Annotated in this window: 29 protein-coding genes, 1 other RNA gene and 1 pseudogene; 14 read left to right on the forward strand and 17 right to left on the reverse strand. The window is 62.5% G+C overall.

Features of this window, described 5'->3' with window-relative positions:
• Window positions 1-111: 111 nt before the first annotated feature.
• The 3 genes from FJ970_RS06205 to FJ970_RS06215 are packed head-to-tail and all read left to right on the forward strand — an operon-like array spanning window position 112 to window position 1,157.
• Window positions 112-372, forward strand: a complete 261-nt coding sequence (locus tag FJ970_RS06205; RefSeq protein ID WP_015315223.1) for a DUF2312 domain-containing protein — start codon at window positions 112-114, stop codon at window positions 370-372.
• Window positions 373-422: 50 nt separating this feature from the next.
• Window positions 423-863, forward strand: a complete 441-nt coding sequence (locus tag FJ970_RS06210; protein WP_140754830.1) for a hypothetical protein — start codon at window positions 423-425, stop codon at window positions 861-863.
• Window positions 864-1,157, forward strand: coding sequence for a hypothetical protein (locus FJ970_RS06215; protein WP_140754829.1), 294 nt, complete (start codon window positions 864-866; stop codon window positions 1,155-1,157).
• Between the two features lie 63 nt (window positions 1,158-1,220).
• Here the strand turns inward: FJ970_RS06215 and msrB are convergent, their stop codons facing one another.
• The 6 genes and pseudogenes from msrB to FJ970_RS06245 all read right to left on the reverse strand — a co-directional run bounded on the left by msrB (window position 1,221) and on the right by FJ970_RS06245 (window position 5,616).
• Window positions 1,221-1,625: a peptide-methionine (R)-S-oxide reductase MsrB gene (gene msrB / locus FJ970_RS06220; RefSeq protein WP_027141754.1), complete on the reverse strand. Its 405-nt coding sequence runs from the start codon at window positions 1,623-1,625 to the stop codon at window positions 1,221-1,223.
• A gap of 112 nt (window positions 1,626-1,737) precedes the next feature.
• Window positions 1,738-2,521 (reverse strand): annotated as a pseudogene (locus tag FJ970_RS06225) (MBL fold metallo-hydrolase).
• An 18-nt stretch (window positions 2,522-2,539) separates the two neighbouring features.
• Window positions 2,540-3,730: a vWA domain-containing protein gene (locus FJ970_RS06230; RefSeq protein ID WP_140754827.1), complete on the reverse strand. Its 1,191-nt coding sequence runs from the start codon at window positions 3,728-3,730 to the stop codon at window positions 2,540-2,542.
• A 9-nt stretch (window positions 3,731-3,739) separates the two neighbouring features.
• Entirely contained in the window at window positions 3,740-4,144 is a 405-nt protein-coding gene (locus FJ970_RS06235; protein WP_140754825.1) for a type II toxin-antitoxin system HicB family antitoxin, read from the reverse strand.
• Between the two features lie 94 nt (window positions 4,145-4,238).
• Window positions 4,239-4,685 carry a GNAT family N-acetyltransferase gene (locus FJ970_RS06240; protein ID WP_140754823.1) on the reverse strand — a complete coding sequence of 149 codons (447 nt, stop codon included), beginning with the start codon at window positions 4,683-4,685 and terminating at the stop codon, window positions 4,239-4,241.
• A 91-nt stretch (window positions 4,686-4,776) separates the two neighbouring features.
• Window positions 4,777-5,616 carry an AAA family ATPase gene (locus FJ970_RS06245; RefSeq protein WP_140754821.1) on the reverse strand — a complete coding sequence of 280 codons (840 nt, stop codon included), beginning with the start codon at window positions 5,614-5,616 and terminating at the stop codon, window positions 4,777-4,779.
• A gap of 144 nt (window positions 5,617-5,760) precedes the next feature.
• On the opposite strand from FJ970_RS06245, the gene ssrS reads away from it, so the two are divergent.
• From ssrS to FJ970_RS06265, 4 genes are all read left to right on the forward strand, one after another.
• A non-coding RNA gene (gene ssrS, locus FJ970_RS06250) (6S RNA) lies at window positions 5,761-5,916 on the forward strand.
• Between the two features lie 96 nt (window positions 5,917-6,012).
• Window positions 6,013-6,600, forward strand: a complete 588-nt coding sequence (locus FJ970_RS06255) for a 5-formyltetrahydrofolate cyclo-ligase (RefSeq protein ID WP_140754819.1) — start codon at window positions 6,013-6,015, stop codon at window positions 6,598-6,600.
• A gap of 63 nt (window positions 6,601-6,663) precedes the next feature.
• Window positions 6,664-7,488: a YmdB family metallophosphoesterase gene (locus FJ970_RS06260; protein ID WP_140754817.1), complete on the forward strand. Its 825-nt coding sequence runs from the start codon at window positions 6,664-6,666 to the stop codon at window positions 7,486-7,488.
• A 68-nt stretch (window positions 7,489-7,556) separates the two neighbouring features.
• The gene (locus FJ970_RS06265; RefSeq protein ID WP_140754815.1) at window positions 7,557-8,324 is read left to right on the forward strand and encodes a TerC family protein; all 768 of its coding nucleotides are present in this window, start codon (window positions 7,557-7,559) and stop codon (window positions 8,322-8,324) included.
• Between the two features lie 55 nt (window positions 8,325-8,379).
• Here the strand turns inward: FJ970_RS06265 and FJ970_RS06270 are convergent, their stop codons facing one another.
• Genes FJ970_RS06270 through FJ970_RS06280 form a run of 3 tightly spaced genes read right to left on the reverse strand, consistent with a single transcriptional unit; the run spans window position 8,380 to window position 9,734 of the window.
• Window positions 8,380-8,847 carry an SRPBCC family protein gene (locus FJ970_RS06270; RefSeq protein WP_140754813.1) on the reverse strand — a complete coding sequence of 156 codons (468 nt, stop codon included), beginning with the start codon at window positions 8,845-8,847 and terminating at the stop codon, window positions 8,380-8,382.
• A 25-nt stretch (window positions 8,848-8,872) separates the two neighbouring features.
• The gene (locus FJ970_RS06275; RefSeq protein ID WP_140754811.1) at window positions 8,873-9,235 is read right to left on the reverse strand and encodes a hypothetical protein; all 363 of its coding nucleotides are present in this window, start codon (window positions 9,233-9,235) and stop codon (window positions 8,873-8,875) included.
• A gap of 16 nt (window positions 9,236-9,251) precedes the next feature.
• A complete protein-coding gene (locus tag FJ970_RS06280; protein WP_140616620.1) occupies window positions 9,252-9,734 on the reverse strand; it encodes an SRPBCC domain-containing protein in 483 nt (160 codons plus the stop codon).
• 51 nt (window positions 9,735-9,785) lie between these two features.
• Here FJ970_RS06280 and FJ970_RS06285 point away from each other — a divergent pair, with 51 nt between their 5' ends.
• The 4 genes from FJ970_RS06285 to FJ970_RS06300 all read left to right on the forward strand — a co-directional run bounded on the left by FJ970_RS06285 (window position 9,786) and on the right by FJ970_RS06300 (window position 12,234).
• A complete protein-coding gene (locus FJ970_RS06285; protein ID WP_140754809.1) occupies window positions 9,786-10,109 on the forward strand; it encodes an ArsR/SmtB family transcription factor in 324 nt (107 codons plus the stop codon).
• 197 nt (window positions 10,110-10,306) lie between these two features.
• The gene (locus tag FJ970_RS06290; protein WP_140754807.1) at window positions 10,307-11,056 is read left to right on the forward strand and encodes a YebC/PmpR family DNA-binding transcriptional regulator; all 750 of its coding nucleotides are present in this window, start codon (window positions 10,307-10,309) and stop codon (window positions 11,054-11,056) included.
• Between the two features lie 96 nt (window positions 11,057-11,152).
• Complete coding sequence (locus FJ970_RS06295) at window positions 11,153-11,944, forward strand: RDD family protein (protein WP_181178219.1); 792 nt, start codon at window positions 11,153-11,155, stop codon at window positions 11,942-11,944.
• Window positions 11,941-12,234: a SelT/SelW/SelH family protein gene (locus tag FJ970_RS06300; RefSeq protein WP_140754803.1), complete on the forward strand. Its 294-nt coding sequence runs from the start codon at window positions 11,941-11,943 to the stop codon at window positions 12,232-12,234. The genes FJ970_RS06295 and FJ970_RS06300 overlap by 4 nt, the downstream gene beginning before the upstream one ends.
• Before the next feature lie 24 nt (window positions 12,235-12,258).
• Here FJ970_RS06300 and FJ970_RS06305 read toward each other — a convergent pair whose 3' ends face one another.
• Complete coding sequence (locus FJ970_RS06305) at window positions 12,259-12,420, reverse strand: hypothetical protein (protein ID WP_181178241.1); 162 nt, start codon at window positions 12,418-12,420, stop codon at window positions 12,259-12,261.
• A 58-nt stretch (window positions 12,421-12,478) separates the two neighbouring features.
• Window positions 12,479-12,958, reverse strand: a complete 480-nt coding sequence (locus tag FJ970_RS06310) for a DUF1772 domain-containing protein (RefSeq protein ID WP_140754802.1) — start codon at window positions 12,956-12,958, stop codon at window positions 12,479-12,481.
• A gap of 147 nt (window positions 12,959-13,105) precedes the next feature.
• Here FJ970_RS06310 and FJ970_RS06315 point away from each other — a divergent pair, with 147 nt between their 5' ends.
• Entirely contained in the window at window positions 13,106-13,735 is a 630-nt protein-coding gene (locus FJ970_RS06315) for a TetR/AcrR family transcriptional regulator (protein WP_140754800.1), read from the forward strand.
• A 2-nt stretch (window positions 13,736-13,737) separates the two neighbouring features.
• Here FJ970_RS06315 and FJ970_RS06320 read toward each other — a convergent pair whose 3' ends face one another.
• Window positions 13,738-14,238 (reverse strand): hypothetical protein, encoded by a 501-nt coding sequence (locus FJ970_RS06320; RefSeq protein ID WP_140754798.1) that lies wholly within the window; start codon window positions 14,236-14,238, stop codon window positions 13,738-13,740.
• Between the two features lie 98 nt (window positions 14,239-14,336).
• Window positions 14,337-14,558: a 50S ribosomal protein L31 gene (gene rpmE, locus FJ970_RS06325; RefSeq protein ID WP_010912060.1), complete on the reverse strand. Its 222-nt coding sequence runs from the start codon at window positions 14,556-14,558 to the stop codon at window positions 14,337-14,339.
• Window positions 14,559-14,763: 205 nt separating this feature from the next.
• Here rpmE and FJ970_RS06330 point away from each other — a divergent pair, with 205 nt between their 5' ends.
• Complete coding sequence (locus FJ970_RS06330; protein WP_140754796.1) at window positions 14,764-16,563, forward strand: ABC transporter transmembrane domain-containing protein; 1,800 nt, start codon at window positions 14,764-14,766, stop codon at window positions 16,561-16,563.
• 35 nt (window positions 16,564-16,598) lie between these two features.
• On the opposite strand, the gene FJ970_RS06335 is transcribed toward FJ970_RS06330, so the two are convergent.
• Window positions 16,599-18,086: a carboxypeptidase M32 gene (locus tag FJ970_RS06335; protein ID WP_140754794.1), complete on the reverse strand. Its 1,488-nt coding sequence runs from the start codon at window positions 18,084-18,086 to the stop codon at window positions 16,599-16,601.
• Window positions 18,087-18,228: 142 nt separating this feature from the next.
• Between FJ970_RS06335 and FJ970_RS06340 the strand changes: the two genes are divergently transcribed.
• A complete protein-coding gene (locus FJ970_RS06340; RefSeq protein WP_140754792.1) occupies window positions 18,229-18,582 on the forward strand; it encodes a DUF1304 domain-containing protein in 354 nt (117 codons plus the stop codon).
• A 98-nt stretch (window positions 18,583-18,680) separates the two neighbouring features.
• On the opposite strand, the gene FJ970_RS06345 is transcribed toward FJ970_RS06340, so the two are convergent.
• The 3 genes from FJ970_RS06345 to FJ970_RS06355 form a co-directional block, all read right to left on the reverse strand.
• Window positions 18,681-19,106, reverse strand: coding sequence for a hypothetical protein (locus tag FJ970_RS06345; RefSeq protein ID WP_140754790.1), 426 nt, complete (start codon window positions 19,104-19,106; stop codon window positions 18,681-18,683).
• Between the two features lie 248 nt (window positions 19,107-19,354).
• Window positions 19,355-20,386 carry a peptidoglycan -binding protein gene (locus FJ970_RS06350; protein WP_140754788.1) on the reverse strand — a complete coding sequence of 344 codons (1,032 nt, stop codon included), beginning with the start codon at window positions 20,384-20,386 and terminating at the stop codon, window positions 19,355-19,357.
• 1 nt (window position 20,387) lies between these two features.
• Window positions 20,388-21,413 carry a MotA/TolQ/ExbB proton channel family protein gene (locus FJ970_RS06355; protein WP_140754786.1) on the reverse strand — a complete coding sequence of 342 codons (1,026 nt, stop codon included), beginning with the start codon at window positions 21,411-21,413 and terminating at the stop codon, window positions 20,388-20,390.
• Between the last annotated feature and the right edge of the window lie 27 nt (window positions 21,414-21,440).

A 21,440-nucleotide genomic window follows, 5' to 3' on the forward strand; every position in this document is an offset into this window, starting at 1 on the left:
AGCTGTTCGATAACGGCTTGACCCGCCGGCCCGGGTCGGGCATCGAACCGCTGAAATTCGCCGCGGCACGTTCCCCGAGTCGCGGCGCGGAACCGATCTTTGGAGAAAAACATGGCCGACGATATCACCGAGACCAGCCAGACTGTTGCCGCCGGCCAGCTGCGTGCCTTGATCGAGCGCATCGAGCGGCTCGAGGAAGAAAAGAAGACGATTTCCGACGACATCAAGGAAGTTTTCGCCGAGGCCAAGGGCACCGGCTTCGACACCAAGGCAATTCGCACCATCATCCGGTTGCGCAAGAAGGACCAGGCCGAGCGCCAGGAGGAGGATGCCATCCTCGATCTGTACATGGCCGCGCTCGGCATGGTCTAAGACTGGAAACAGTCTAGGGCGTCAGTTCGGCGCCCTCAACGGTTCGAACCATGAGCGAATTCGACTTCGGCGGCCGCCGTGCCTTGGAATTCCGCCATCGCGGCTTCTGGTCGCTGTTTGCCGAACGGCATCCGGAAGAAAGAGCCCGGCTGGCGCGGCGCGGACCCTGGTTCTGGCAGCGCGGGCTGCCCGACTTCGCACTGGTCCTTTCCATGTATGTCGCGCCGGCGCAGAACCATGTCGGCGTTTTCTTCGGCCGCAACGAGAAGTTCGGCGCCACGCAAAGCTGGTCGCGGCTGGAGCCGTTCCGGCCGGCGATCGAAGACAGGCTGAAACTCAGACCGGAACAAAGCTGCGAAGGCCTCGGCATCAATTCGATGTGGCGGGTCAATTGCTTTGCCGAGGACAACTGGCCGGCGATGACCGACTGGCTGGTAACGGAGTGCTCGCGTGTCGAGCACGCCGTTGTCGCGGTTCTGGGGCAGCGGTAAGTGATCGCGGATTTCTTTCGCTCGCGTTGGATTGGCCAGGTGTCGCTCGACCGGCTGTTCCGGCGCGACATGATGCTTGTCGGGACCGTGATCAATATGGCGTCGTCTGCTGCGGCGCTGATCCTGCTTGGACTGAAGATGCCGCTCGGCCTTGTCCTGGCGGTGCATTTTGCACCGGTGCTCTACAACATCTTCCTGACTTTGGCAGTCTGGCGCACGGCTGAGAAGGCCGGCGGTGCCAGGGCTTCCCTCTTCATGCTGGGATCAGCGCTGATCGCCACGATCGTAGTCTGACGAGGCTGCCCATACGAAAAAGGGCGGCCGGAGCCGCCCTTCGCAAGAAATGATAACGCCTGCTCAGGCCGCCGGCTCGAATTTCAGCGCCACGCCGTTGATGCAGTAGCGCAGGCCGGTCGGCGGCGGGCCGTCCTCGAAGACATGGCCGAGATGGCTGCCGCAACGAGAGCAGTGGCATTCGGTGCGGACCATGCCGTAGCTGCGGTCGACTGTGTTCTCGACCGAGCCCGGAACGGGATCGTTGAAGCTCGGCCAGCCGGTGCCGCTCTCGAACTTCAGCGTGGACTGGAAGAGCGGCTGGTCGCAGCCAACGCAGGAAAAAGTGCCGGCACGCTTCTCATAGAGCAGGGCGCAGCTTCCCGGCCGCTCGGTGCCATGGTTTCGCATGACCGCGTATTGCTCCGGCGTCAGCCGGGCGCGCCATTCGGCATCGGTGCGGGTGACGGGGTAAGTGTGGGTGTCCATTTGATCTCCTCAGCCTTGGCGGCTCGTTCTTGGTTGCAACCCGATATTCGCAACAAGATAGGCGTTTGTTACGGGATTTGCCCGCATTTTCGAGCGGACCACCTGGAATTCCTCAGGCGATCGCCGCGAGATAGCGCGCGACGGAGGCGGCCAGCGCCGCTTTCGCATCGCCGATGATGTTCTGGTTCCACCACGCGCGGTAGATGTCGTCGAAGGCGAACGGTGCAAGGGCTGCCGCGATGCGGCGTATGGCGGCGCCATTGAGCGGGATCTGGTTCGGATAGCTGTACATGAAACTGACATGGCGGCGTGTCGACGTCACCTGCAGGATGTCGCCGGTCAGCAGCGCATCGGCACCGTCGCGTTTCCAGTGCAGCACCTGGCCGCCGGCAAAGTGGCCGCCGCAGCGGATGAGTGTCAGCGACGGGTTGATGGCCAGCGTCTCGCCTTGCCAGCTGACAATCGAGCGATGCGGCCGCATGATCCACTGCCGGTCGTCGGCATGGAGATAGATCGGTATGCCGCCAAACGCCTCGCTCCATTCGACCATCACCGAATAGTAATGGCAGTGCGAGATGGCGATAGCCGCCAGCCCGCCCCGATGGTTGATCTCCGCCACCGCCTCGTCGCTCACCATCGAGACGCAGTCCCACAGCACATTGCCGTGTGGTGAATGCGCCAGCAGCGCCCGCTGGCCGATGGCGAAGCGCGGCTCGATGCCGAAGGCGAGCACGCCGGCATCGTCCTTCCTCGGCGGCGAGTTGTTGCGGCGTGATCCAGGCCTGGCCTTCCCAGCGCACATACTGCCGCTCGTCCTCGCAGATCGGGCAATGTTGCGGTGGCGTCTCCGTCGCCGCGAACTGGACACCGCACTGCAAGCAGAGGAAGCAGGTCATCCGATCTCCGGTGGTCCTTCAGTGTTTTCTTGAAAGCTGCTTCGTGGCACCTTCGAGCCCGGCCAGCGTCAGCGGAAACATGCGGCCGTCGAAGATGTCACGGATCATGGCGATCGAATGGGTAAAGCCCCAGTTCTTTTCGCTCTCGGGATTCAGCCACACCGCGTTCGGCCATTGCTGCAGGAGCCGGCCGAGCCAGACGGCTCCTGCCTCGGGGTTCCAGTGTTCCACCGAGCCGCCAGGATGGGCGATCTCGTAAGGGCTCATCGAGGCATCGCCGACGACGATGACCTTATAGTCGGGACCGTATTTGTGAATGAGGTCGAAGGTCGGAATCACCTCGGCATGGCGGCGGCGATTGTCCTTCCACACGCCTTCGTAGAGGCAGTTGTGGAAATAGAAATATTCGAGCTGGCGGAATTCGGCGCGGGCGGCCGAAAACAGCTCCTCGACGCTTTTGATATGGTCGTCCATCGAGCCGCCGACATCGAAGAACATCAGGAGCTTCACCGCATTGCGACGCTCGGGCCGTGTCTTGACGTCGAGATAGCCGTGCTCGGCGGTGGCGTGGATGGTGCCGGGCAGGTCGAACTCTTCCTCGGCGCCTTCGCGCACCCAACGGCGCAGGCGCTTCAGCGCGATCTTGATGTTGCGGGTACCGAGTTCGACGGCATCGTCGAAATTCCTGAACTCGCGCTTGTCCCAGACTTTCACCGCGCGGCGGTTGCGGCTTTCATGCTGGCCGATGCGCACGCCTTCGGGATTGTAGCCATAGGCGCCGAAGGGCGAGGTGCCGCCGGTGCCGATCCATTTCGAGCCGCCCTGGTGGCGGCCCTTTTGTTGCTCGAGCCTTTGTTTCAGCGTCTCCATCAGTTTGTCGAAGCCGCCAAGCGCCTCGACCAGTTTTTTCTCCTCCTCGGTCAGGTGCTTTTCGGCGAGCCGGCGCAGCCATTCCTCGGGAATGTCGGCGACATCGACGGCATCCGGGCCACCCAGCGCCTCGATGCCCTTGAAGACATGCGCGAACACCTGGTCGAAGCGGTCGATATGGCGCTCGTCCTTCACCAGGGCGGCGCGGGCAAGATAGTAAAAACCTTCGACGTCATAGTCGACCAGTCCGGCTTCCAGCCCTTCCAGCAGAGAAAGGTATTCCCTGAGCGAGACGGGAACGCGCGCTGCCTTCAGTTCGAGGAAGAAGGGGATGAACATGGCCGGCCGTTACCTGTGGCCCTCGATCTTTTCTCGTGCGGCGCTTGCGATAAAGGCAGAGCGCGTCAGTCCGCGACGGCTGGCCTCGGCATCTATGGCCGCCAGCAGGCCGGCGTCGAGCGACAGATTGGCTCGAACGGGCCGCCCTGAATCGATCAGCACCGGAATCATGACGGCGGATTCGCCAGCAGAGCTATCGATCTCGTCCGCTCTCAACAGATCTGCCAGCGCGCGTGCCTTGGGTAAGGAAGCGCTCTTCGCCAATCGTGCTTCGACCCATTCGCGCACAGCCGATGTCGCATCGGCAATCGCCTCTTCGGGGTTTGCGCCGCCACCATGGCAACCGGGAAGATCAGGGATCCGCACACCCCAAACATCGTCCGCGCCGTCGAGAATCCCCACATAGTGCGTCATGCGTTCCGTCCTCAGATCCATCCGGCGAGCCGGGCGATCGACCGCGCGACACCAGGCGATTGTTCGCGATGGTGACTATTTCAATTACTTAGCGTCAGAGCAAATCATACTCGATAAAGCCTGTCCTGCGCGCGACGTGGTCATAGAGCTTGCGCGCGGTGGCATTGGTCTCGTGCGTCATCCAGTAGACGTTTTTTACCCCGATCTTGCCGGCCTCCTGCTTCACCGCCTCGATGAGGGCCGCGCCGATGCCCTTGCCGCGCACATCCGGGTCGGCGAACAGGTCCTGCAGGTAGCAATTGTTTTTCTCCGACCAGCCCGAGCGGTGGTAGAGATAGTGGGTGAGGCCGACGGCCTTGCCGTCGAGGGTAGCGATAAAACCCTTCGGCTCGAATTCGCCTGTCGTGAACAGGCGCTTCCAGGTGACGGCGTAGACCTCTTCTGGCAGCTTGGTTTCGTAGAAGGTCAGATAATCGGTCCACAGGCGGCGCCAGTCGGCGTGGTCGGATTGCGTGAGCGGGCGGACAACGATCTCAGACATTTTATCTCCTCCGAAGGGTTCTGGCCGAAGCTGACGTGGTCTTCGGCCGGCGGCAACGGTCCACAGCCGGGAAAGCGCTAACGCTGCCTTGCTATTGCTGTCTTCTCGCCATGAAGGCCAGCCGCTCGAACAGATGCACATCCTGTTCGTTCTTCAACAGGGCGCCATGCAGCTTGGGCAGCGCGCCCTTGGCGTCGACGCGCAAATCCTCGGGCGCGATGTCGTCGGCTACCAGCAGGCGGATCCAGTCCAACGCCTCCGACGTCGACGGCTTTTTCTTCAGCCCCGGCACGTCGCGGATTTCGTAGAATTGCGTCAGTGCGGCGCGCACAAGGTTCTGCTTGATGCCGGGATAGTGGACATCGACGATCCTGTGCAGCGTATCGACATCGGGAAAGCGGATGTAGTGGAAGAAGCAGCGGCGCAGGAAGGCGTCCGGCAGTTCCTTCTCGTTGTTGGAGGTGATGATGACGATGGGGCGGACGGCGGCGCGGATGGTCTCGCCGGTCTCGTAGACGAAGAACTCCATCCGGTCGAGCTCCTGCAGCAGGTCGTTGGGGAACTCGATGTCGGCCTTGTCGATCTCGTCGATCAGGAGCACGACCTTTTTGCCGGCCGCGAATGCCTCCCAAAGCTTGCCGCGCTTGATGTAGTTCTTGATGTCGTTGAACCTGACATCGCCGAGTTGGCTGTCGCGCAGCCGCGATACGGCGTCGTACTCGTAAAGACCTTGCTGCGCCCGCGTCGTCGATTTGACATGCCATTCGATGAGCTCGAGGCCGAGTGCCGCCGCCACCTGGCGGGCAAGTTCCGTCTTGCCGGTGCCGGGCTCGCCCTTGACCAGCAGCGGCCGTTCCAGCGCAATCGCCGCGTTGACCGCCACCATCAGATCCTTGTCGGCGACATAGGCCGCCGTGCCTTCGAAACGCATTTTTGCTCCTCGGTTCATTCCGGGGACCGTAAGGAGGCCCTCTGGTCCGCGCAAGGGCGGGTCTGCAACGGCGATCAGGCCAACCGGTTCGGAAAGAGCGCCGTCTCTCTGGCGCTTGGGCCACCATCGGCCTATATTGGCGGAGGCGGTCTGCGCTTCCCGGCAGGAGACACTTTTCCCCGGGGCCTTAATGATCCTTAGGGAGCTGTCCCTGGGAAGACCCGTGGGTTTTCTCACACGGCGCCCACCTACTTTGTAGGCACCCGGGATCGACCTCTCCACCGGTTGTGTGGATCGTCACTTGTCGCAAGGCGTCCATCCCTCTCCGTGGATGATGCGTTGGAAAACGTCGCTCTTGAGACCTCACACAGCTCTGACCTTTTCTACCTTGGCAGCATGACCTCTCCCAAAGACCTGAAAAAACAGCTGCGCCTCGAAGCACTAGCCCGCCGCGACGCGCTCGATGAATTCTGGCGGGTCGAGGCCGCGCTCGAAATGGCGGAGACGGCGCGCGACCACCTGGAGATCGGGCCTGGCCAGATCGTCTCCGGTTTCTGGCCGATGCGCTCGGAGGTCGATGTCAGGCCGCTGATGTTCGCCTTGCGTGAGCAGGGCGCACGGCTCTGCCTGCCCGCCATTCTCGACAAGACCACCATCGTCTTTCGCGAGCTGGTTCGTGGCGCGCCGATGGTCGACATGGGCTTTGGCACGGTCGGGCCGCACGCGGAGGCCGAAGTTCTCGACCCCTCGGTCATGCTGGTGCCGCTCGCCGCCTTCGACGCGCGCGGCCACCGCATCGGTTATGGCGCCGGCTATTACGATCGCGCGATCGCGAAGCTCGTCGACAAGGGGCATGCGCCCCGGTTGGTCGGCATCGCCTTCGACTGCCAAGAAGTCTCGCAAGTTCCCGACGAGTCCCATGACGTGGTCATCCCGGAAATACTCACCGAGAGCGGGTTGCGCCGCTTTGCGCCAAAATTGTAGATAGTTCTTTGAAACGCATGATCTTTGCCGAAAAGTCATGCAACTTTTCGGGATCAGGCGTAGATGAGACTTCTCTTCCTCGGGGACATGGTCGGCAAGACGGGCCGCACTGCGGTGTGGGAACAATTGCCTGGCCTGATCTCCGACTTCAAACTCGATTTCGTCATCGTCAACGGCGAGAACGCCGCCGGCGGTTTCGGCATCACCGAAGAGATTTTTCGCGAGACGATCGCGGCGGGCTGCGATGTCGTGACCACCGGCAACCATGTCTGGGACCAACGCGACGCGCTGGCCTTCGCGCCGCGCGAGCAGCGTTTCCTGCGGCCCTCCAATTTTCCCAAAGGCACGCCCGGGCGCGGCTCCGGCGTCTACATCGCCAAAAACGGCGCGCGCGTGCTGGTTGCCAACATCATGGGCCGGGTATTCATGCATCCCGAGCTCGACGATCCGTTCCAGGCCGGCGAACGTGAACTCGCCGCCTGTCCGCTCGGTGAGCAGGCTGATGCCGTAGTGATCGACTTCCACGCCGAGGCGACCTCGGAGAAAATGTGTTTCGCGCATTTCGTCGACGGCCGCGCCAGCCTCGTCGTCGGCACCCACACGCACCAGCCCACGGCCGATCACCAGATCCTCAATGGCGGCACCGGCTATCTCTCCGACGCCGGCATGTGCGGCGACTATGATTCCTCGCTCGGCATGGACAAGGAAGAACCGCTCAATCGGTTCCTGTCGAAGGTGCCGAAAGGACGTTTCGAGGCAGCGACCGGCCCGGCGACATTGTGCGGCGTCGGTGTGAACATTTCCGACCGCACAGGACTGACCGAGAAGATCGCGCCGTTTCGTCGCGGGCCACGACTGGAAGAAACCGCGCCGTCCTTCTGGTCGTGACATTGATATGGGGGGTCGCAGTACCTAATTGCCGGCGACACTGCTCTAGATCGTAGGGGACGACCTTCATGCAGCTTATCGAATTCCTGGCGCCGCATTTTCAATTCGTCTCCGACCCGACCGCATGGGTCGCATTGCTGACGCTGGTGGTGCTCGAGATCGTGCTCGGCATCGACAATCTGATCTTCATCTCCATCCTGACCAACAAGCTGCCCGTGGAGCAGAGGGCTCGTGCGCGCCGCCTCGGCATCTCGGCTGCGCTGATCATGCGCCTGGTGCTGCTCGCCACCATCTCCGTCATCGTCCAGCTGACGACGCCGGTCTTCACGGCGTTTGGCCACGGCTTCTCCTGGCGCGACCTGATCCTGATCGCCGGCGGCCTGTTCCTGGTCTGGAAGGCGACCAAGGAGATCCATCACACAGTCGACCCCGACGACCATCAGGACACGATGCTGGGCGAAACGCTCAAGATCTCGCTTGCCGGCGCGATCTTCCAGATCCTGCTGCTCGACCTCGTCTTCTCGATCGATTCCATCATCACCGCCGTCGGCATGACCGACGAGATCGCCATCATGTACATCGCGGTCATCGTGGCCGTCACGGCGATGATGCTGGCAGCCGGTCCGCTGGCGGACTTCATCGCTAAGAACCCAAGCATCGTCATGTTGGCGCTGGGCTTCCTGCTGATGATCGGCATGACGCTGATCGCCGACGGCATGGGCTACCATGTGCCCAAGGGCTACATCTACGCCGCGATGGGTTTTTCGGCGCTGGTCGAGGGGCTCAACATGCTGGCGCGACGGCGCAAGAAGGCGAAATCCGGCGACGGACACTGAGACCGACCGGCCAGGGGCAAGCCAAGAACCGCTTCGCACTTTTGCCGGAATTGGTTTAATGCCCGGGCACGCCCTTCGGATGGCGGTCGGCGATCAGGCCCAGCGCCAGGCCCTGTTCGAGCCAGGCCTTGGCGCCGGCGAGCACAAGCGCAAAGCCGCCGGTCGAGCCGACCGCTTCTTTCACCTGCTCGTCGCCATTGCCGGCAAAGCCGAAATTCCGGACTTCGAGGAATGTCGCCTCGCCAGGCATTTCGGTGAAGGTCCAGACCACCGTGGTCGGCGGAACGCTCCACGTCATGACGATCTTCTTGTCCCGGACGATCTCGCTGACATCGACGGTCGTCGAGACGCCATACATGCGCCACTCCCACTGAACCGGCTTGCCGCCATCAAGCCGGCCGCTGCCATGGGTGAACCAGAATCTGGTCGTGATCGCCGGATCGACGATGGCTTCGAAAACATCAGCGACCGGCCGCCGGATCAGCATGGCGGCTTCGGCTGTAGGGGCTTCACGGATTTCCATGGCGACCTCCTTTTCGAATACGCGCTCACCAGGCGTCGGGTTCGCGCACCATGTGAATGATGTTGGCCGGATTGGTGATCCAGCCACCACGGAAACCCTCGCCCAATGGCTCGATGGCGTCGCAACGCACAACGCCTGCCTTGGCCAGATGATCCGCGGTGCCTGGAAAATCCTGCGTGAAAAGCTCCAGCCAGATCTCGGCCTGGCTCATCATCGGCGCTTCGTCGATCCACAGCCTGACAGGGCCAAGTTCGAAGCCGATGGCCGGCGGCTTGGCGGTGAACGGCTTGAGGCCGACGACGTCGCGGTAGAAGGCGATCGTCGCTTCGTACTGGTGCGATGGCACCTTCATGGCGATGTTGACGCCGCCGGCGATCTTCGCGGTCATGCTGGGCTCCGTTTTTTCAAATGTTGTTTTCGCTGGCGGGTTCGCCCTTCATCTCGCTGCGATAGTAACCGTCGCGCAGATTGATGCCGTATTCGACATAGGCCTTCATGCAGGCCAGCATCTGTGACCAGCCCTCGCAATTCAGATAGGACTTCTTCAGGCCGACCGCGCCTTCCTGCCAGCCGCTCTCGGCTATGGTGACGAAGGTGCCGCCATCGTCGAGCGGCTCGAAATTCATCTCGATGCGGGTCTTGTAGGCGGGCTTGCCGTCGGCGTCGGTGGCATCCCAGCGCAGCACGATGCGGCTATCCTTGACCACTTCGTCGACCTCGACCGGCACCTTGCCCCACCAGACGACACCCGAACCGGCAACCAATGGCGCGCTGGCGCCACCGATGGTGGTGAAATAACCGCTGAGCTTCTTCGGATTGACGACCGCGTCGAAGACTTCGGCGACTGGTTTGCCGATGCGTCCTGAAACACTGAATCCAAGAGACATATCCACAGCTCCTTGCTTGATCGCGACAATAATATGTTATAGAAATATAACATGTCAAGCCAATCGCAGGACGACAATGTTTTCAAGGCGCTGGCGCATCCGCGCCGGCGCGAAATGCTGGATCGGTTGAAGGACGAGCCCAAGACCACCGGCATGCTGTGCGATGCCTTTCCCGACATCGACCGCTGCACCGTCATGCTGCATCTCAAGGTGCTGGAGGAGGCAGATCTGATCGTCGCGCGCCGTGACGGACGCGAGCGCTGGAACCATCTCAATGCGCTGCCGATCAAGCAGATCCACGATCGCTGGATCAGCCAGTATGCCGGCCATGCGCTCAGCATCATCGACCGGCTGAAGTCCGATCTGGAAGCATAGGCACGGCCGGGATCGCCGCAGCACGGCGCGGCTGGACGAATTGAGCCGATTTATCTATAAGCCGGCCATTCCGACAAAGAGCGCCGTACGTCCCCTGGACGCATCAAGGACGTTCTGAAATTGAATTCGAGCCTTTTGCAAAGGCGAGGTGACGCATCTCGCGGCAGGACGCTCTAGCCGAACACGACAGGGGTGCCATGGCTGGCCATTCACAGTTCAAGAACATCATGCACCGCAAGGGCCGTCAGGATGCGGTGCGGTCGAAAATGTTTTCCAAGCTGGCGCGCGAAATCACCGTTGCCGCCAAGAGCGGGACGCCCGATCCATCGATGAACCCGCGGTTGCGCCTGGCGATCCAGAACGCCAAGGCGGTGTCGATGCCGAAGGACAACATCCAGCGCGCCATCAACAAGGCCTCGATGGGCGATGCCGAAAACTACGAAGCCGTGCGCTACGAAGGTTATGGGCCGGGTGGCGTCGCCGTGATCGTCGAGGCGCTGACCGACAACCGCAACAGGTCGGCATCCAATGTCCGTGCCGCCTTCACCAAGGCCGGCGGGGCGCTCGGCGAAACCGGATCGGTGTCGTTCATGTGGGACCGCGCCGGCGAAATCTACTATCCGGCTTCGGCTGGCAGTGCCGACAAGATCATGGACGCGGCCATCGATGCCGGTGCCGACGATGTCGAATCGGACGAGGAAGGCCACACGATCTATTGCGCCTTCGAGACTCTCGGCGAGGTGTCCAAGGCACTTGAAGCCTCGCTCGGCGAGGCCGAATCGGTCAAGGCGATCTGGAAGCCGCAGAACAATGTCCCGGTCGACGAAGAGCGGGCGCAGTCGCTGATGAAGCTGGTTGCGACGCTCGAGGACGATGACGACGTGCAAAGCGTCTACGCCAACTTCGAAGTCGACGACGAAACCTTGGCCAAGCTCAGCGCGGCGTGAGTTGCAGAGCGCCGCGCGGGCGGAAGTGTACGCGGACATATAGCCAAGGAGTCCTTGCCTAAAGTATAGATGGGTCAGTTGTCGGCGGGAGGGGAGATGACTGACGAAGGGATTCAACTTGCCAATGCGATTGCTTGGCCTCGGCGCGGTGGCTTTTGGCGACGGCTGTTCGCTTCGCTTATCGACTATCTCGTCATCTTCGTCGCTCTTTATTCGCTGGTTGCGGCCTTGTTTCTGTTGACCGACGGCGGTGTGAAAGGCAGCTTTTGGCTGAACTGGAAAACGTGCCAGTCCGCCAGTCTGAACGGAACAGTCGATCCTTTACTTTCCCGCTACGATTGGCAGGTTTGTGCAACATCCTTCTTCGGTTTTCCGGTGGCCAGATGGGCAGCCGGCACAAGCACAGACCCTCAATCGAAGGCAGTCTCAACGCTTTCGATAGACCTTGATTCAAACGGAAAATTTCGACCTGCGGCACTGGATCTAGGCTTCCTCCAAGTGCTAGTCTTGGCGACCTATCTTCTTGTTATGGAGGGGGCTTTCAGCCGTTCGCTTGGCAAGGGGATCCTGGCACTCTTCGTCCATGACGAATTGGATTGGCATAGGGAAGGCCTCGCTTTGCAAAAAGCCGTTCGTCGGCAGGTGGTAAAATTCTTGGGCTATCTGCCTGCCACGCTGGTCGGAGCTTTCTTTGCTTTCGAGACCTGGAAAACCGTTCCGGCACCCGTGCTGAACTATTCCCGACTGGAAATCGTAATCGCCTTCGCCGCGTCTGCCCTAGCTTTTCTCTGGCCATGCTGGATCGCGCTGGCCATCGCATTCGGCAACGAGCCAATACATGACCGGGCCGCCGGCACGACCGTGCGCGTTCTCGAGACGGACCAATGAACGCGTCGGGGAAGCCTTGCGTCGCCGTCACCTACTGCACGCAATGCCAGTGGCTCTTGCGTGCCGGTTGGATGGCGCAGGAGCTGCTCTCCACCTTCGGCACCGATCTCGGCGAAGTGACGCTGGTGCCGGGCACCGGCGGCATCTTCACCATCTCGTGCAACGATGTGCTGGTCTGGGATCGCAAGCGCGACGGCGGCTTTCCGGACGCGGCGAAACTCAAGCAGTTGGTCCGTGACGTGATCGATCCGGATCGTGATCTCGGTCACGCCGACCGCAAGAAGAGCTGAGATCTTCCCGCGAAAGCAGGACGATCATTTGCCGCGCTTCTTTCCGAAAACGGCACCGATCCCGGCGCCGATCGCCATGCCCATGCCGACACCGACGGCGGGGTCATCCATCGCCGCGCCAAGGGCAGCGCCGAGGCCGACCCCGATTGCAATGCCGATGGCCATGGTCGAATAAGGATCGTTCACGGCTCTTCTCCCGAAAATGTGGCCGCCACGACGCCCGGATGGGCGGCCCGCAAACATGTCAACGCGAGGCGAACCAGAAGGATGCCATGGCCAAGATGGCGGTGACGGTGCGAACGTGGTTCCACATCACCCAGTTCCTGAGATAGTCGGTCCATACCGCGGCGCCATTGCTGCTGGCCGGATCGACGGCGGCCAGCGCATCGTTGAGCGGCACGTTGAAGACCATGGTGACGATCGGGTTGCCGGCGAGATAGATCAGCGCGCCGGCCAGAAGCCAGAACGAACCCGGCTGGCTCCAGCCGATGATGGCGCCGGCGATGAGCACGATGCAGACCAGCCCGGTGCCGAAGAGCGCCGTCATGAACATCGGCGTGATGACGGTGACGTTGATCGAATTCATGGCGGCGATGCCGCCCGCCGCCGGCAGGCGAGCGAACGCCGGCATGACGAAGTTGGAGAAGGCGAAGAACACGCCGCCGACCACGCCTGCGCCCAGGGCCGCGATGAAGGTGAGGGTGGGAAGAAGTTTGACGATCATGTCGGTTGCTCCAGATGCCGGTTGCGGCGGTTTGCTCTGCTTGGAAATGTGAGTTATATTCACATTTGCAAAACGTGATAAACCCTCGTATTTTGCGAGTCAAGCCGTTCGAGGCGATTTTGCCGAGCGCGTTTGTTGGAGACAGTCATGGAAGGTACACCGGCCAACGAGCAGATCGCTTCGCCGCGCCGGGCACCAAGCCAGCAGCGCAGCCGCGAGCGGGTCGAGCGCATGCTGGCCGCCGCCTCGGCGCTGATCGCCGAGCAAGGCAGCGATGCCATGCGTATGGGGGAAGTCGCTGAACGGGCCGGGGTGTCGATAGGATCGCTCTACCAGTTCTTCCCGGACAAGCGGGCGATCGTCTGGGCGCTGGCCGAACGCTATACGGTGGAAAGTCAGGCCTGCATCTCGGCGGCGCTCAAGGACGTTACGGATGCAGAGGGGCTGGGCCGAGCGTTTTCGGAGCTGGTCGATATCTACTACCGACTGTTCCTGGCCGAACCGGTGATGCGCGACATCTGGTCGGGCACACAGGCCGACAAGGCGCTGCGCCAGCTCGAGCTTGCCGACAGCCGGGCCAATGCCGAATTCCTCGGTGCGGTGCTGAAGCGGCTACGTCCCGGCGCCGACCCCGTCTCCCTGGAGACGACGGCCTTTCTCGTCTGGCAGATGGGCGAGGCGGCTATGCGGCTGGCGATCTCGGTCGAGCGGCAGGAGGGCGACAGGCTGGTCGCGGCCTACAAGCGCATGGCGCTCAGGGAACTGCTGGCGGCATAAGGCTAGCGACCCAGATAATTCAGAAGCATTTCAGCTCGCTCATCCTCGGAACACATTATCGTCCGGGCAAGACTGAGCATACCGCGATGGAGCGCGACCACCGCCAATGCGGAGGTCACGACCGTCTCACATGCCTCGGTTTCCAGATCCCTCAACGCCAAATGGAAAAGCGTCTGCCAGGCGGCTTTGTAGTGGGGTTCGATCCAATCCGGTATCGGCGGGTTCCGGTCGTCGAGCAATCGCGCTTCTTCGATGATCGCGGCTAGACCGTAGACTCGCCAATTCGCCGGAACATGTTCTCTGGAGATACGAACGATTTCGGGAATCGCGGCGTAAGATGCGTCTCCTAAGTCTCCCTGATGGTGCAATTCGTTCAGGAGTTCGTTCCAGATTGTCTCGTCATCGTAGCTGACGGCCAGCGCTCGCAAGGCCGGTCGTGGATCATATGTAACCTTGTATCCGCCCTTGAGACTGGACCATCGGTGATCGTCGAGAATGGACATATCGCCTCCCGTGACCAATTGCGTTCCACGGCAGGGGACTGAGGTCAACAAAAAACCCGCCACGTGGGCGGGTCTTTGAACTGCGAAGGCAGTCTGGCTTAGAGGCCGAAACCTTCGAAGCGCTTCTTGAACTTCGACAGGCGGCCGCCGCGGTCGAGCAGGGTCTGCTGGCCGCCGGTCCAGGCCGGGTGGGTGGTCGGGTCGATGTCGAGGTTCATCGTATCGCCTTCCTTGCCCCAGGTCGAACGGGTCGTGTATTCGGTGCCGTCGGTCATGACGACCTTGATGGTGTGGTAATCGGGATGAATAGCGCTCTTCATGGCTCGGTTCCTGGCTTGCTGGCGCGGCTGACTGGCATAAGCCTGCGTCGATGCGCCCCTTTTTAAAACTCGAAGCCGCAGCTATTGAGGAGCCACGGCTTCTAAAACGGTCGGCGTGGCTATACATCAGCCGAAATTGAATCACAAGGCCGCAGCTAGCGCATATTGAGGCGCATATGCTGAGGCGGCTAGAGGAAACACCGAGATGGAGCAATCCAGCAGCGCAGACGAGCGCCGCCGCTCGCTCAAGCCGCTCAGGCGCCTGTTCCCTTATATTGCGCACTATCGTACGCTGGTCGTCGGCGCCATCATCTCGCTGGTCATCGCGGCGGCAACGACATTGACATTGCCGCTGGCCGTACGACGCATGATCGATCACGGCTTCTCGTCGTCCAACACGACCTTCATCGCCGAATACTTTGCAGCGCTGGTGGCGATGGCCGCCGTGCTGGCGGCCGCCTCGGCCGGCCGCTACTATTTCGTCATCACGCTTGGAGAGCGCGTCGTCGCCGATATCAGGCGCGACGTTTTCGCTCATGTGACGACGCTGTCGCCGGCCTTCTTCGACACCGCCCAGTCGGGCGAGATCGTGTCGCGGCTCGCCGCCGACACCACGCAGGTCAAGTCGGCGGTAGGTGCCACGGCCTCGGTCGCTCTGCGCAACGTCATCCTCGGCCTCGGCGCTCTCGGGATGATGGTTGTCACCAGCCCGAAACTGTCAGGCCTGGTCATAGCGGCCATTCCGATCATCGTGCTGCCGCTGGTCGCCTTCGGCCGCTCCGTGCGGCGCAAGTCAAGGCAGGCGCAGGACACACTCGCCGAGGCGACAGCCTATGCCAGCGAGCAGATAGGCGCGGTGCGCACGCTGCAGGCCTTTACCAACGAGAAACTGGTCACCGGACGCTTTTCGGGCGCGGTGGAAGCCGCCTTCGAAGCCGCACGCGCCTCGATCTTCGCGCGCTCCTTCCTCACTTTCTTTGCCATTTTCACGATCTTCTCGTCGGTCGTTGCGGTGCTGTGGTTCGGCTCGCGCGACGTGCTCGACGGCAATCTGTCACCCGGCACACTGGGCCAGTTCCTGCTCTATTCGGTGTTTGCCGCTGGCGCGCTCGGCGCACTGTCGGAAGTCTGGGGCGAACTCGCGCAAGCAGCCGGTGCCGCCGAACGGCTGACCGAGATACTGGCCGAGACGCCGGCAATCCAGGCTCCGGCCGATCCGAAGCCGATGCCGGCGGCCGACCAGGGCGCGATCGTCTTCGATGACGTCTCCTTCTCCTATCCGGCGAGGCCCGACCGCGCCGCCGTCCACTGCTTGAGTTTTTCGGTCAAGCCCGGCGAGACGGTGGCCATCGTCGGTCCCTCCGGTGCCGGCAAGAGCACCGTCTTTTCGCTGATTCTGCGCTTTTATGATCCCGAAACCGGCCAGATCCTGATCGATGGCGTCGACGTGCGCGAGGCCGATCCCGTCTCGGTCAGGCAGCGCATCGCCATCGTGCCGCAGGACGTCACCATCTTCGCGGCGAGCGCGCGCGACAATATCGGCTTTGGCCGACCAGGTGCCAGCGAGGCCGAGATCGAGGCGGCGGCGAAGGATGCGCTGGCCGACGAATTCATCCTCAAGCTCGAGAAAGGCTATGACAGCCAGGTCGGCGAGCGCGGCGTGACGCTGTCGGGCGGCCAGCGCCAGCGGGTGGCGATCGCCCGCGCCATCCTGCGTGACGCGCCGATCCTGCTGCTCGACGAGGCGACCTCGGCGCTTGACGCCGCAAGCGAGACGCTGGTGCAGACGGCGCTCGAGCGGTTGATGCAGGGCCGCACCACCATCGTCATCGCCCACCGGCTGGCGACGGTGCTCAAGGCCGACAGGATCCTGGTCATGGATGGCGGCCGCATCGTCGAGGAAGGCACGCATCAGAGCCTTGTCGTCAAGGGCGGCATCTACGCGCGGCTGGCCAAGCTGCAATTCGAGACCGGCGCCAGTGCCTTCAGGGGCGCGGCGGAATAGCGGGCGCTTTTCGGCCGGCGACTACAGCTGTCGCCTCACGCGGTTCCATATCGTTTGCGCAAATGCTCCGTGAAATACGTGGCGTTGAGTCTTTCGCCGGTGGCGCGTTCGAGCAGGTCAGGCGTCGACCAGCGCGACCCCTGCGACCATATCTTCTTGCGGCGCCAGTCGTTGATGGCCGCGAAATTCCCTTTCGCAAGGTCGTCGTCGGCTGAAGGATGTTCGCGCACCAGCGCGGCCCATTGCTGCGCCGCCATCATCGCGCCCAGCGTGTAGGAGGGAAAATAGCCGAAGGCGGCACCCGGCCAGTGCACGTCCTGCATCGGCCCATCGGCCGGATTGTCAATGGTGGAGAGACCGAGATAGTCGCGCATCTTGGCATCCCAGGCTTCGGGCAGATCAGCCACCTCCAGCCTGCCCGAGACGAGTTCCTGCTCCAGTTCGTAGCGCAGGATAACATGCAGGGGATAGGTCACCTCGTCGGCATCCACGCGGATCAGGCCGCGCTCGACGCGATGCACATGCGGCAGAAGATCATCGAGCGACCAGGCTTCGCCGAGATGCTTTTCCACCACCGGCAGCGCCCAGTGCCAGAAGGCGGGATTGCGGCCGATCTGCTTTTCGACGAACAAGCTCTGGCTTTCATGCACGGCCATGCCGCGGGCCTTGCCGAGCGGCCAGTGCGACCATGCCTTGGGCAGGTTCTGTTCATAGAGCGCATGGCCGGTCTCATGCAGCACGCCCATCAGCGCCGACAGGAAATCCGATGTCTTGTAGCGGGTGGTGATGCGCACGTCGCTCGGCACGCCGCCGCAGAACGGATGGTGCGACACCGACAGCGAGCCATGCGTCAGGTCGAAACCGACCGCCGCCATCATGGCAAGGCCGAGTTCGCGCTGGCGGTCGATGGCATAGGTGCCCGCAAGCGGCTTCAACGGATGCTTGCGCAGCCGCGCGTCCTGGATCGCCAGCGCCTCCGGCACGAAGCCTCTAAGGAAGGCCTTCAGGTCGGCGAAGACGGGGGTGATGTCCTCCGTGCGGTTGCCGGGGTCATATTGTTCCATCAGCGCATCATAGGGGGCAAGGCCGAGCACGTCGGAGCGCAGGGCTGCCTCTTCGCGCACCAGCGCCACCACGCCCTCGAGCGCCGGCTGGAAGCCAGCCCAGTCGTTCTTGGCGCGCAGGTCGCGCCATAGCTGCTCGCAACGCATGCGCGCCGTCGTCTGGCGTTCGACGAATTCGACCGGCAGACAGGTCAGGTTGGTGTATTGCCGCCGCAGTTCGGCGAGAGCCGCTCGTTGCTCATTGTCCAGTGCCTCGCCTTCGGCGGCCGCGATCCAGTCCGATATTTCCGGCGCGGTCGCCCTGGTGTGATACATGCCGGCCAGGGCGGCCATCGCTTCGGCGCGCTTCTCGCCACCGCCGACCGCCATGTGCGTTGCTTCATCGGCGCCGAGGATGGCCAGCGCATGTTCAAGCGCTTCCAGCTTGTGACCGAGGTCGTCGAGTTTGTGAAAGGACATGGCGGCTTCCGTGATTGAGGACGGCGCGAAAAGACACCAAGGCAAAAGCGTTGGCAACCCTCCGATACCATCCGGTAGATGCAGCTTGCGCAGGCGAGGTCGAGCATGAAATGCTGCCGGCGACGCGTGCAGGGGGAGCAGAATGATCGGCAACATTCTGGTCGGGCTGGTGGCCTCGATCCATGTCTACATTGTCTATCTCGAGATGGTGCTTTGGGATACGCCGCGCGGGCACAAGACATTCCGCCTGACGCCGGAATTCGCCAGCGCCTCCAAAGTGCTCGCCGCCAATCAGGGGCTCTACAACGGATTTCTCGCCGCCGGTCTGATCTGGGGGCTCACCCTCGGCGCCGCCGGTTTCCAGGTCAAGGTCTTCTTTCTGTCGTGCGTAGCCATTGCAGGTCTCTATGGCGCGGCGACGGTCGGCCGCATGATCCTTTACATCCAGACCGTGCCGGCGGTGGTCGCCCTGATCGCGATCTGGCTCGGTTGGTAGGCAAGGTGGACTGGTGAGGAAAAAGGACGCCCGCGGGATTGGGGTCCCGAAGGCGCCAGTTGGTCCCTTCCTCTTGGACCTTTCAAGGCAGGATGGCCTCAACCGTTCGGATATTTTCCGCCGTCGGAGCCATCGCCAATCAGGAAACCGCTGCCGGTGTCGAGCATCAGACGCTGATCGACATTGTCGAGCCGGCGCAGCAGGTCATGGTATTGCGCGGCCGGTATCCTGCCATGATCCGACGCGGCTATCTTCTCGGCGGCCTGACCGATACGGGCCGTTCGCATTTCCAGGCGCTCCGCGACGGCCGGGACGATGTTGTTGGCTCGCCTGGCGTCGACGATGCCCTGATGGACACCCTGAACCTGCTCAACGAGCGCCGCGACGCGCGGGCCTGTCATGGCAGTCGGATCGGTCGCATCGAGTGCCCCCTTGTGGTGGCCCGCGGCATAGGCTCCGGCAAGCGGGGCGGCGATCAGAATTGCGGCAAGGGTTGCAGTCTTGAGAGAGGCTGAAGAGCGCATGACGGCGCCTCCTTTTGATCGGAAGGAAGCGGCCTTGCCGCTCCGTGTTCCGGACGTGGGCCGTCCGGTTCCGTCGCGTCGCGATGGGGAGACATCGCCGGCGGTTCTCGGCCCTGAGCAACAAGCTAGGAGCGCTTCCGGGCGAAGTGTAATTAAAAAAAGATAATCTTTTCAGGCCTTGCTGGTCGCTTTCTGCGCCCTAGAGTTGAGCCGGCGAACAATTTCGCGTGAGAGCGCGTGATGATGGATCACCGTTCGGTGAGCTTCAGTTCAATGCGGCGGTTCTTGTTGCGCGCTTCGTCGGTGTCGGCGGGATCGAGCGGCTGGAACTCGCCGAAGCCGGCGGCGACCAGCCGGTTGGCCGGCACGCCGTTCTCGATCAGGAACTTGACCACCGAGGTCGAGCGCGCCGTCGACAGTTCCCAATTGTCGCGGTAACGGCCATTGCCGGACAGCGGCTTGTTGTCGGTGTGACCGTCGACGCGCAGCACCCAGTTGATCTCCGGCGGGATCTCTTTCTGCAATTCGATGATGGCGTCGGCGAGCTTCTTCATTTCGACCTTGCCGGCATCGTTGATCACTTCCGAGCCGGTCGGGAACAGCACTTCCGACTGGAACACGAAGCGGTCGCCGACGATGCGGATGTTCTCGCGGTCGGCGAGGATTTCGCGCAGGCGCCCGAAGAAATCGGAACGGTAGCGGTTCAATTCCTGCACGCGCTGCGCCAGCGCCACGTTCAGGCGACGGCCGAGATCCGCGATCTTGGTGTTGGAATCGCGATCGCGCGTTTCGGAGACGTTGAGGGCATCCTCGAGCGCGCCGATCTGCTTGCGCAAGGCCGCGATCTGCTGGTTGAGGATCTCGACCTGGCTCAGCGCCTGCTGGCTGATCTGGCGTTGGTTGTCGAGTTCACCGCCCAACTGCGCGGCACGCTGGTTGGCGGCGTCGCCCGCGCCGGCACCTTGTGCCAGCAACTGTTCGAGCCGGCTCTTCTCCGCCTGCGCCGCCGACAGCGATGCCTGCAGATTGGCGAGCGAATCCTGCTTGTCCTGCGTCGTCGAGCGCTCCAGCGCCAGAAGCTGGGTCAGTTCGTTGATCTGGGAGTTGAGGCGCGACAGTGCCGTGTCCTTGCCGGAGATTTCGCGGCCGAGCAGGAACTGCGCCAGCACGAAAACGGTGAGCAGGAACATGATGGCGAGCAACAGCGTCGACAGCGCGTCGACGAAGCCCGGCCAATAGTCGATGCGGCGATCGGTACGCCGGCCCCTGGCAAGCGCCATGCTAGTGCACCCCGGGCTTCTTCAGCGCGTCGGCGATCTTTTCCAGCGTGTTGCGCATCGCCTTCTGCTCGTCGGACTGGGCTTCGACCCAATCGCGCATGATCTGCTGCTCGGAACGCATGTTCTTGACCAGGCCGGAAATGCCGTCGGCGAGATTGGCCATGGCGGTGGCGACGCGCGGGTTGGAGCCGCCGCCATTCTCCTGCATGCTGCGCAGCCGTTCCGACAGCAGCCGGATTTCGTCGGAGGGTTCGGTCCTGGCCGGGTCGGAAACGACGATGTCGGACGACAGGTCGGTGACCGAGGACAGCCAGTTTTCGAGTTCGGTGTAGAAGCGCGTCTGGGCGCGGCCGGCCTGCAGGTCGAGGAAGCCGAGCACGAGCGAGCCGGACAGGCCGAACAGCGAGGACGAGAAGGCGGTGCCCATGCCGGCCAGCGGCGCCGACAGGCCCTGCTTCAGCGAATCGAGCACCGCCGCGGCATCACCCGTGCCGGGATCGAGCGATTGGATGGTCTCGCGGATCGAGCCGATCGTGTTCAACAGGCCCCAGAAGGTGCCAAGCAGGCCGAGGAACACCAGCAGGCCTACCAGGTAGCGCGAGGTGTCGCGGCTCTCGTCGAGGCGCGTGGCGATGGAATCGAGCATGGTACGCATCGAACTGGTCGAAAAGGCCATGGACGACGAGCGTCCTATCATCGCCTTCATAGGCGCCAGCAGCACCGGTTCCGTGGTCTCCGAGCCGGCGCGGAAGGAGTTGACCCAGCGCACCTCGCGAAACAGCCGCCCGACCTGCGTGAAGGCCAGCAGGATACCGACCACGAGTACGCCGACGATCAGGCCGTTGAGGCCGGGATTGGTGACGAATGCCGTCGTGACCTGGCGGGTCAGGATGGCGACGATGAAGGCGACGATGGCCAGGAAGATGACCATGGTCAGCAGAAAAACCTGCGGGCTCGACAATTTGTGCGGATCGTAGATGAGCACGTCGGAGCGCCTGCCCATGCCGAAGGATCTGAGTAAAGCCATCCGTGCCCCGTTTCCGATGCCGCTGCC

The sequence above is a fragment of the Mesorhizobium sp. B2-1-8 genome (genome assembly GCF_006442545.2).
Classification (GTDB): Bacteria; Pseudomonadota; Alphaproteobacteria; order Rhizobiales; family Rhizobiaceae; genus Mesorhizobium.

What these genes read in the sequence shown, in the direction of transcription:
- FJ970_RS06310 (WP_140754802.1), bottom strand. Translation starts at nt 12,958, where the DNA reads ATGATCGTCAAACTTCTTCCCACCCTCACCTTCATCGCGGCCCTGGGC.
- FJ970_RS06320 (WP_140754798.1), bottom strand. Translation starts at nt 14,238, where the DNA reads ATGTCCATTCTCGACGATCACCGATGGTCCAGTCTCAAGGGCGGATAC.
- FJ970_RS06345 (WP_140754790.1), bottom strand. Translation starts at nt 19,106, where the DNA reads ATGCGCTCTTCAGCCTCTCTCAAGACTGCAACCCTTGCCGCAATTCTG.
- FJ970_RS06335 (WP_140754794.1), bottom strand. Translation starts at nt 18,086, where the DNA reads ATGTCCTTTCACAAACTCGACGACCTCGGTCACAAGCTGGAAGCGCTT.
- FJ970_RS06235 (WP_140754825.1), bottom strand. Translation starts at nt 4,144, where the DNA reads ATGACGCACTATGTGGGGATTCTCGACGGCGCGGACGATGTTTGGGGT.
- FJ970_RS06280 (WP_140616620.1), bottom strand. Translation starts at nt 9,734, where the DNA reads ATGTCTCTTGGATTCAGTGTTTCAGGACGCATCGGCAAACCAGTCGCC.
- msrB (WP_027141754.1), bottom strand. Translation starts at nt 1,625, where the DNA reads ATGGACACCCACACTTACCCCGTCACCCGCACCGATGCCGAATGGCGC.
- FJ970_RS06330 (WP_140754796.1), top strand. Translation starts at nt 14,764, where the DNA reads ATGGAGCAATCCAGCAGCGCAGACGAGCGCCGCCGCTCGCTCAAGCCG.
- FJ970_RS06295 (WP_181178219.1), top strand. Translation starts at nt 11,153, where the DNA reads ATGACTGACGAAGGGATTCAACTTGCCAATGCGATTGCTTGGCCTCGG.
- FJ970_RS06265 (WP_140754815.1), top strand. Translation starts at nt 7,557, where the DNA reads ATGCAGCTTATCGAATTCCTGGCGCCGCATTTTCAATTCGTCTCCGAC.
- FJ970_RS06340 (WP_140754792.1), top strand. Translation starts at nt 18,229, where the DNA reads ATGATCGGCAACATTCTGGTCGGGCTGGTGGCCTCGATCCATGTCTAC.
- FJ970_RS06290 (WP_140754807.1), top strand. Translation starts at nt 10,307, where the DNA reads ATGGCTGGCCATTCACAGTTCAAGAACATCATGCACCGCAAGGGCCGT.
- rpmE (WP_010912060.1), bottom strand. Translation starts at nt 14,558, where the DNA reads ATGAAGAGCGCTATTCATCCCGATTACCACACCATCAAGGTCGTCATG.
- FJ970_RS06270 (WP_140754813.1), bottom strand. Translation starts at nt 8,847, where the DNA reads ATGGAAATCCGTGAAGCCCCTACAGCCGAAGCCGCCATGCTGATCCGG.
- FJ970_RS06350 (WP_140754788.1), bottom strand. Translation starts at nt 20,386, where the DNA reads ATGGCGCTTGCCAGGGGCCGGCGTACCGATCGCCGCATCGACTATTGG.
- FJ970_RS06230 (WP_140754827.1), bottom strand. Translation starts at nt 3,730, where the DNA reads ATGTTCATCCCCTTCTTCCTCGAACTGAAGGCAGCGCGCGTTCCCGTC.
- FJ970_RS06300 (WP_140754803.1), top strand. Translation starts at nt 11,941, where the DNA reads ATGAACGCGTCGGGGAAGCCTTGCGTCGCCGTCACCTACTGCACGCAA.
- FJ970_RS06210 (WP_140754830.1), top strand. Translation starts at nt 423, where the DNA reads ATGAGCGAATTCGACTTCGGCGGCCGCCGTGCCTTGGAATTCCGCCAT.
- FJ970_RS06255 (WP_140754819.1), top strand. Translation starts at nt 6,013, where the DNA reads ATGACCTCTCCCAAAGACCTGAAAAAACAGCTGCGCCTCGAAGCACTA.
- FJ970_RS06245 (WP_140754821.1), bottom strand. Translation starts at nt 5,616, where the DNA reads ATGCGTTTCGAAGGCACGGCGGCCTATGTCGCCGACAAGGATCTGATG.
- FJ970_RS06315 (WP_140754800.1), top strand. Translation starts at nt 13,106, where the DNA reads ATGGAAGGTACACCGGCCAACGAGCAGATCGCTTCGCCGCGCCGGGCA.
- FJ970_RS06240 (WP_140754823.1), bottom strand. Translation starts at nt 4,685, where the DNA reads ATGTCTGAGATCGTTGTCCGCCCGCTCACGCAATCCGACCACGCCGAC.
- FJ970_RS06260 (WP_140754817.1), top strand. Translation starts at nt 6,664, where the DNA reads ATGAGACTTCTCTTCCTCGGGGACATGGTCGGCAAGACGGGCCGCACT.
- FJ970_RS06355 (WP_140754786.1), bottom strand. Translation starts at nt 21,413, where the DNA reads ATGGCTTTACTCAGATCCTTCGGCATGGGCAGGCGCTCCGACGTGCTC.
- FJ970_RS06205 (WP_015315223.1), top strand. Translation starts at nt 112, where the DNA reads ATGGCCGACGATATCACCGAGACCAGCCAGACTGTTGCCGCCGGCCAG.
- FJ970_RS06275 (WP_140754811.1), bottom strand. Translation starts at nt 9,235, where the DNA reads ATGACCGCGAAGATCGCCGGCGGCGTCAACATCGCCATGAAGGTGCCA.
- FJ970_RS06285 (WP_140754809.1), top strand. Translation starts at nt 9,786, where the DNA reads ATGTCAAGCCAATCGCAGGACGACAATGTTTTCAAGGCGCTGGCGCAT.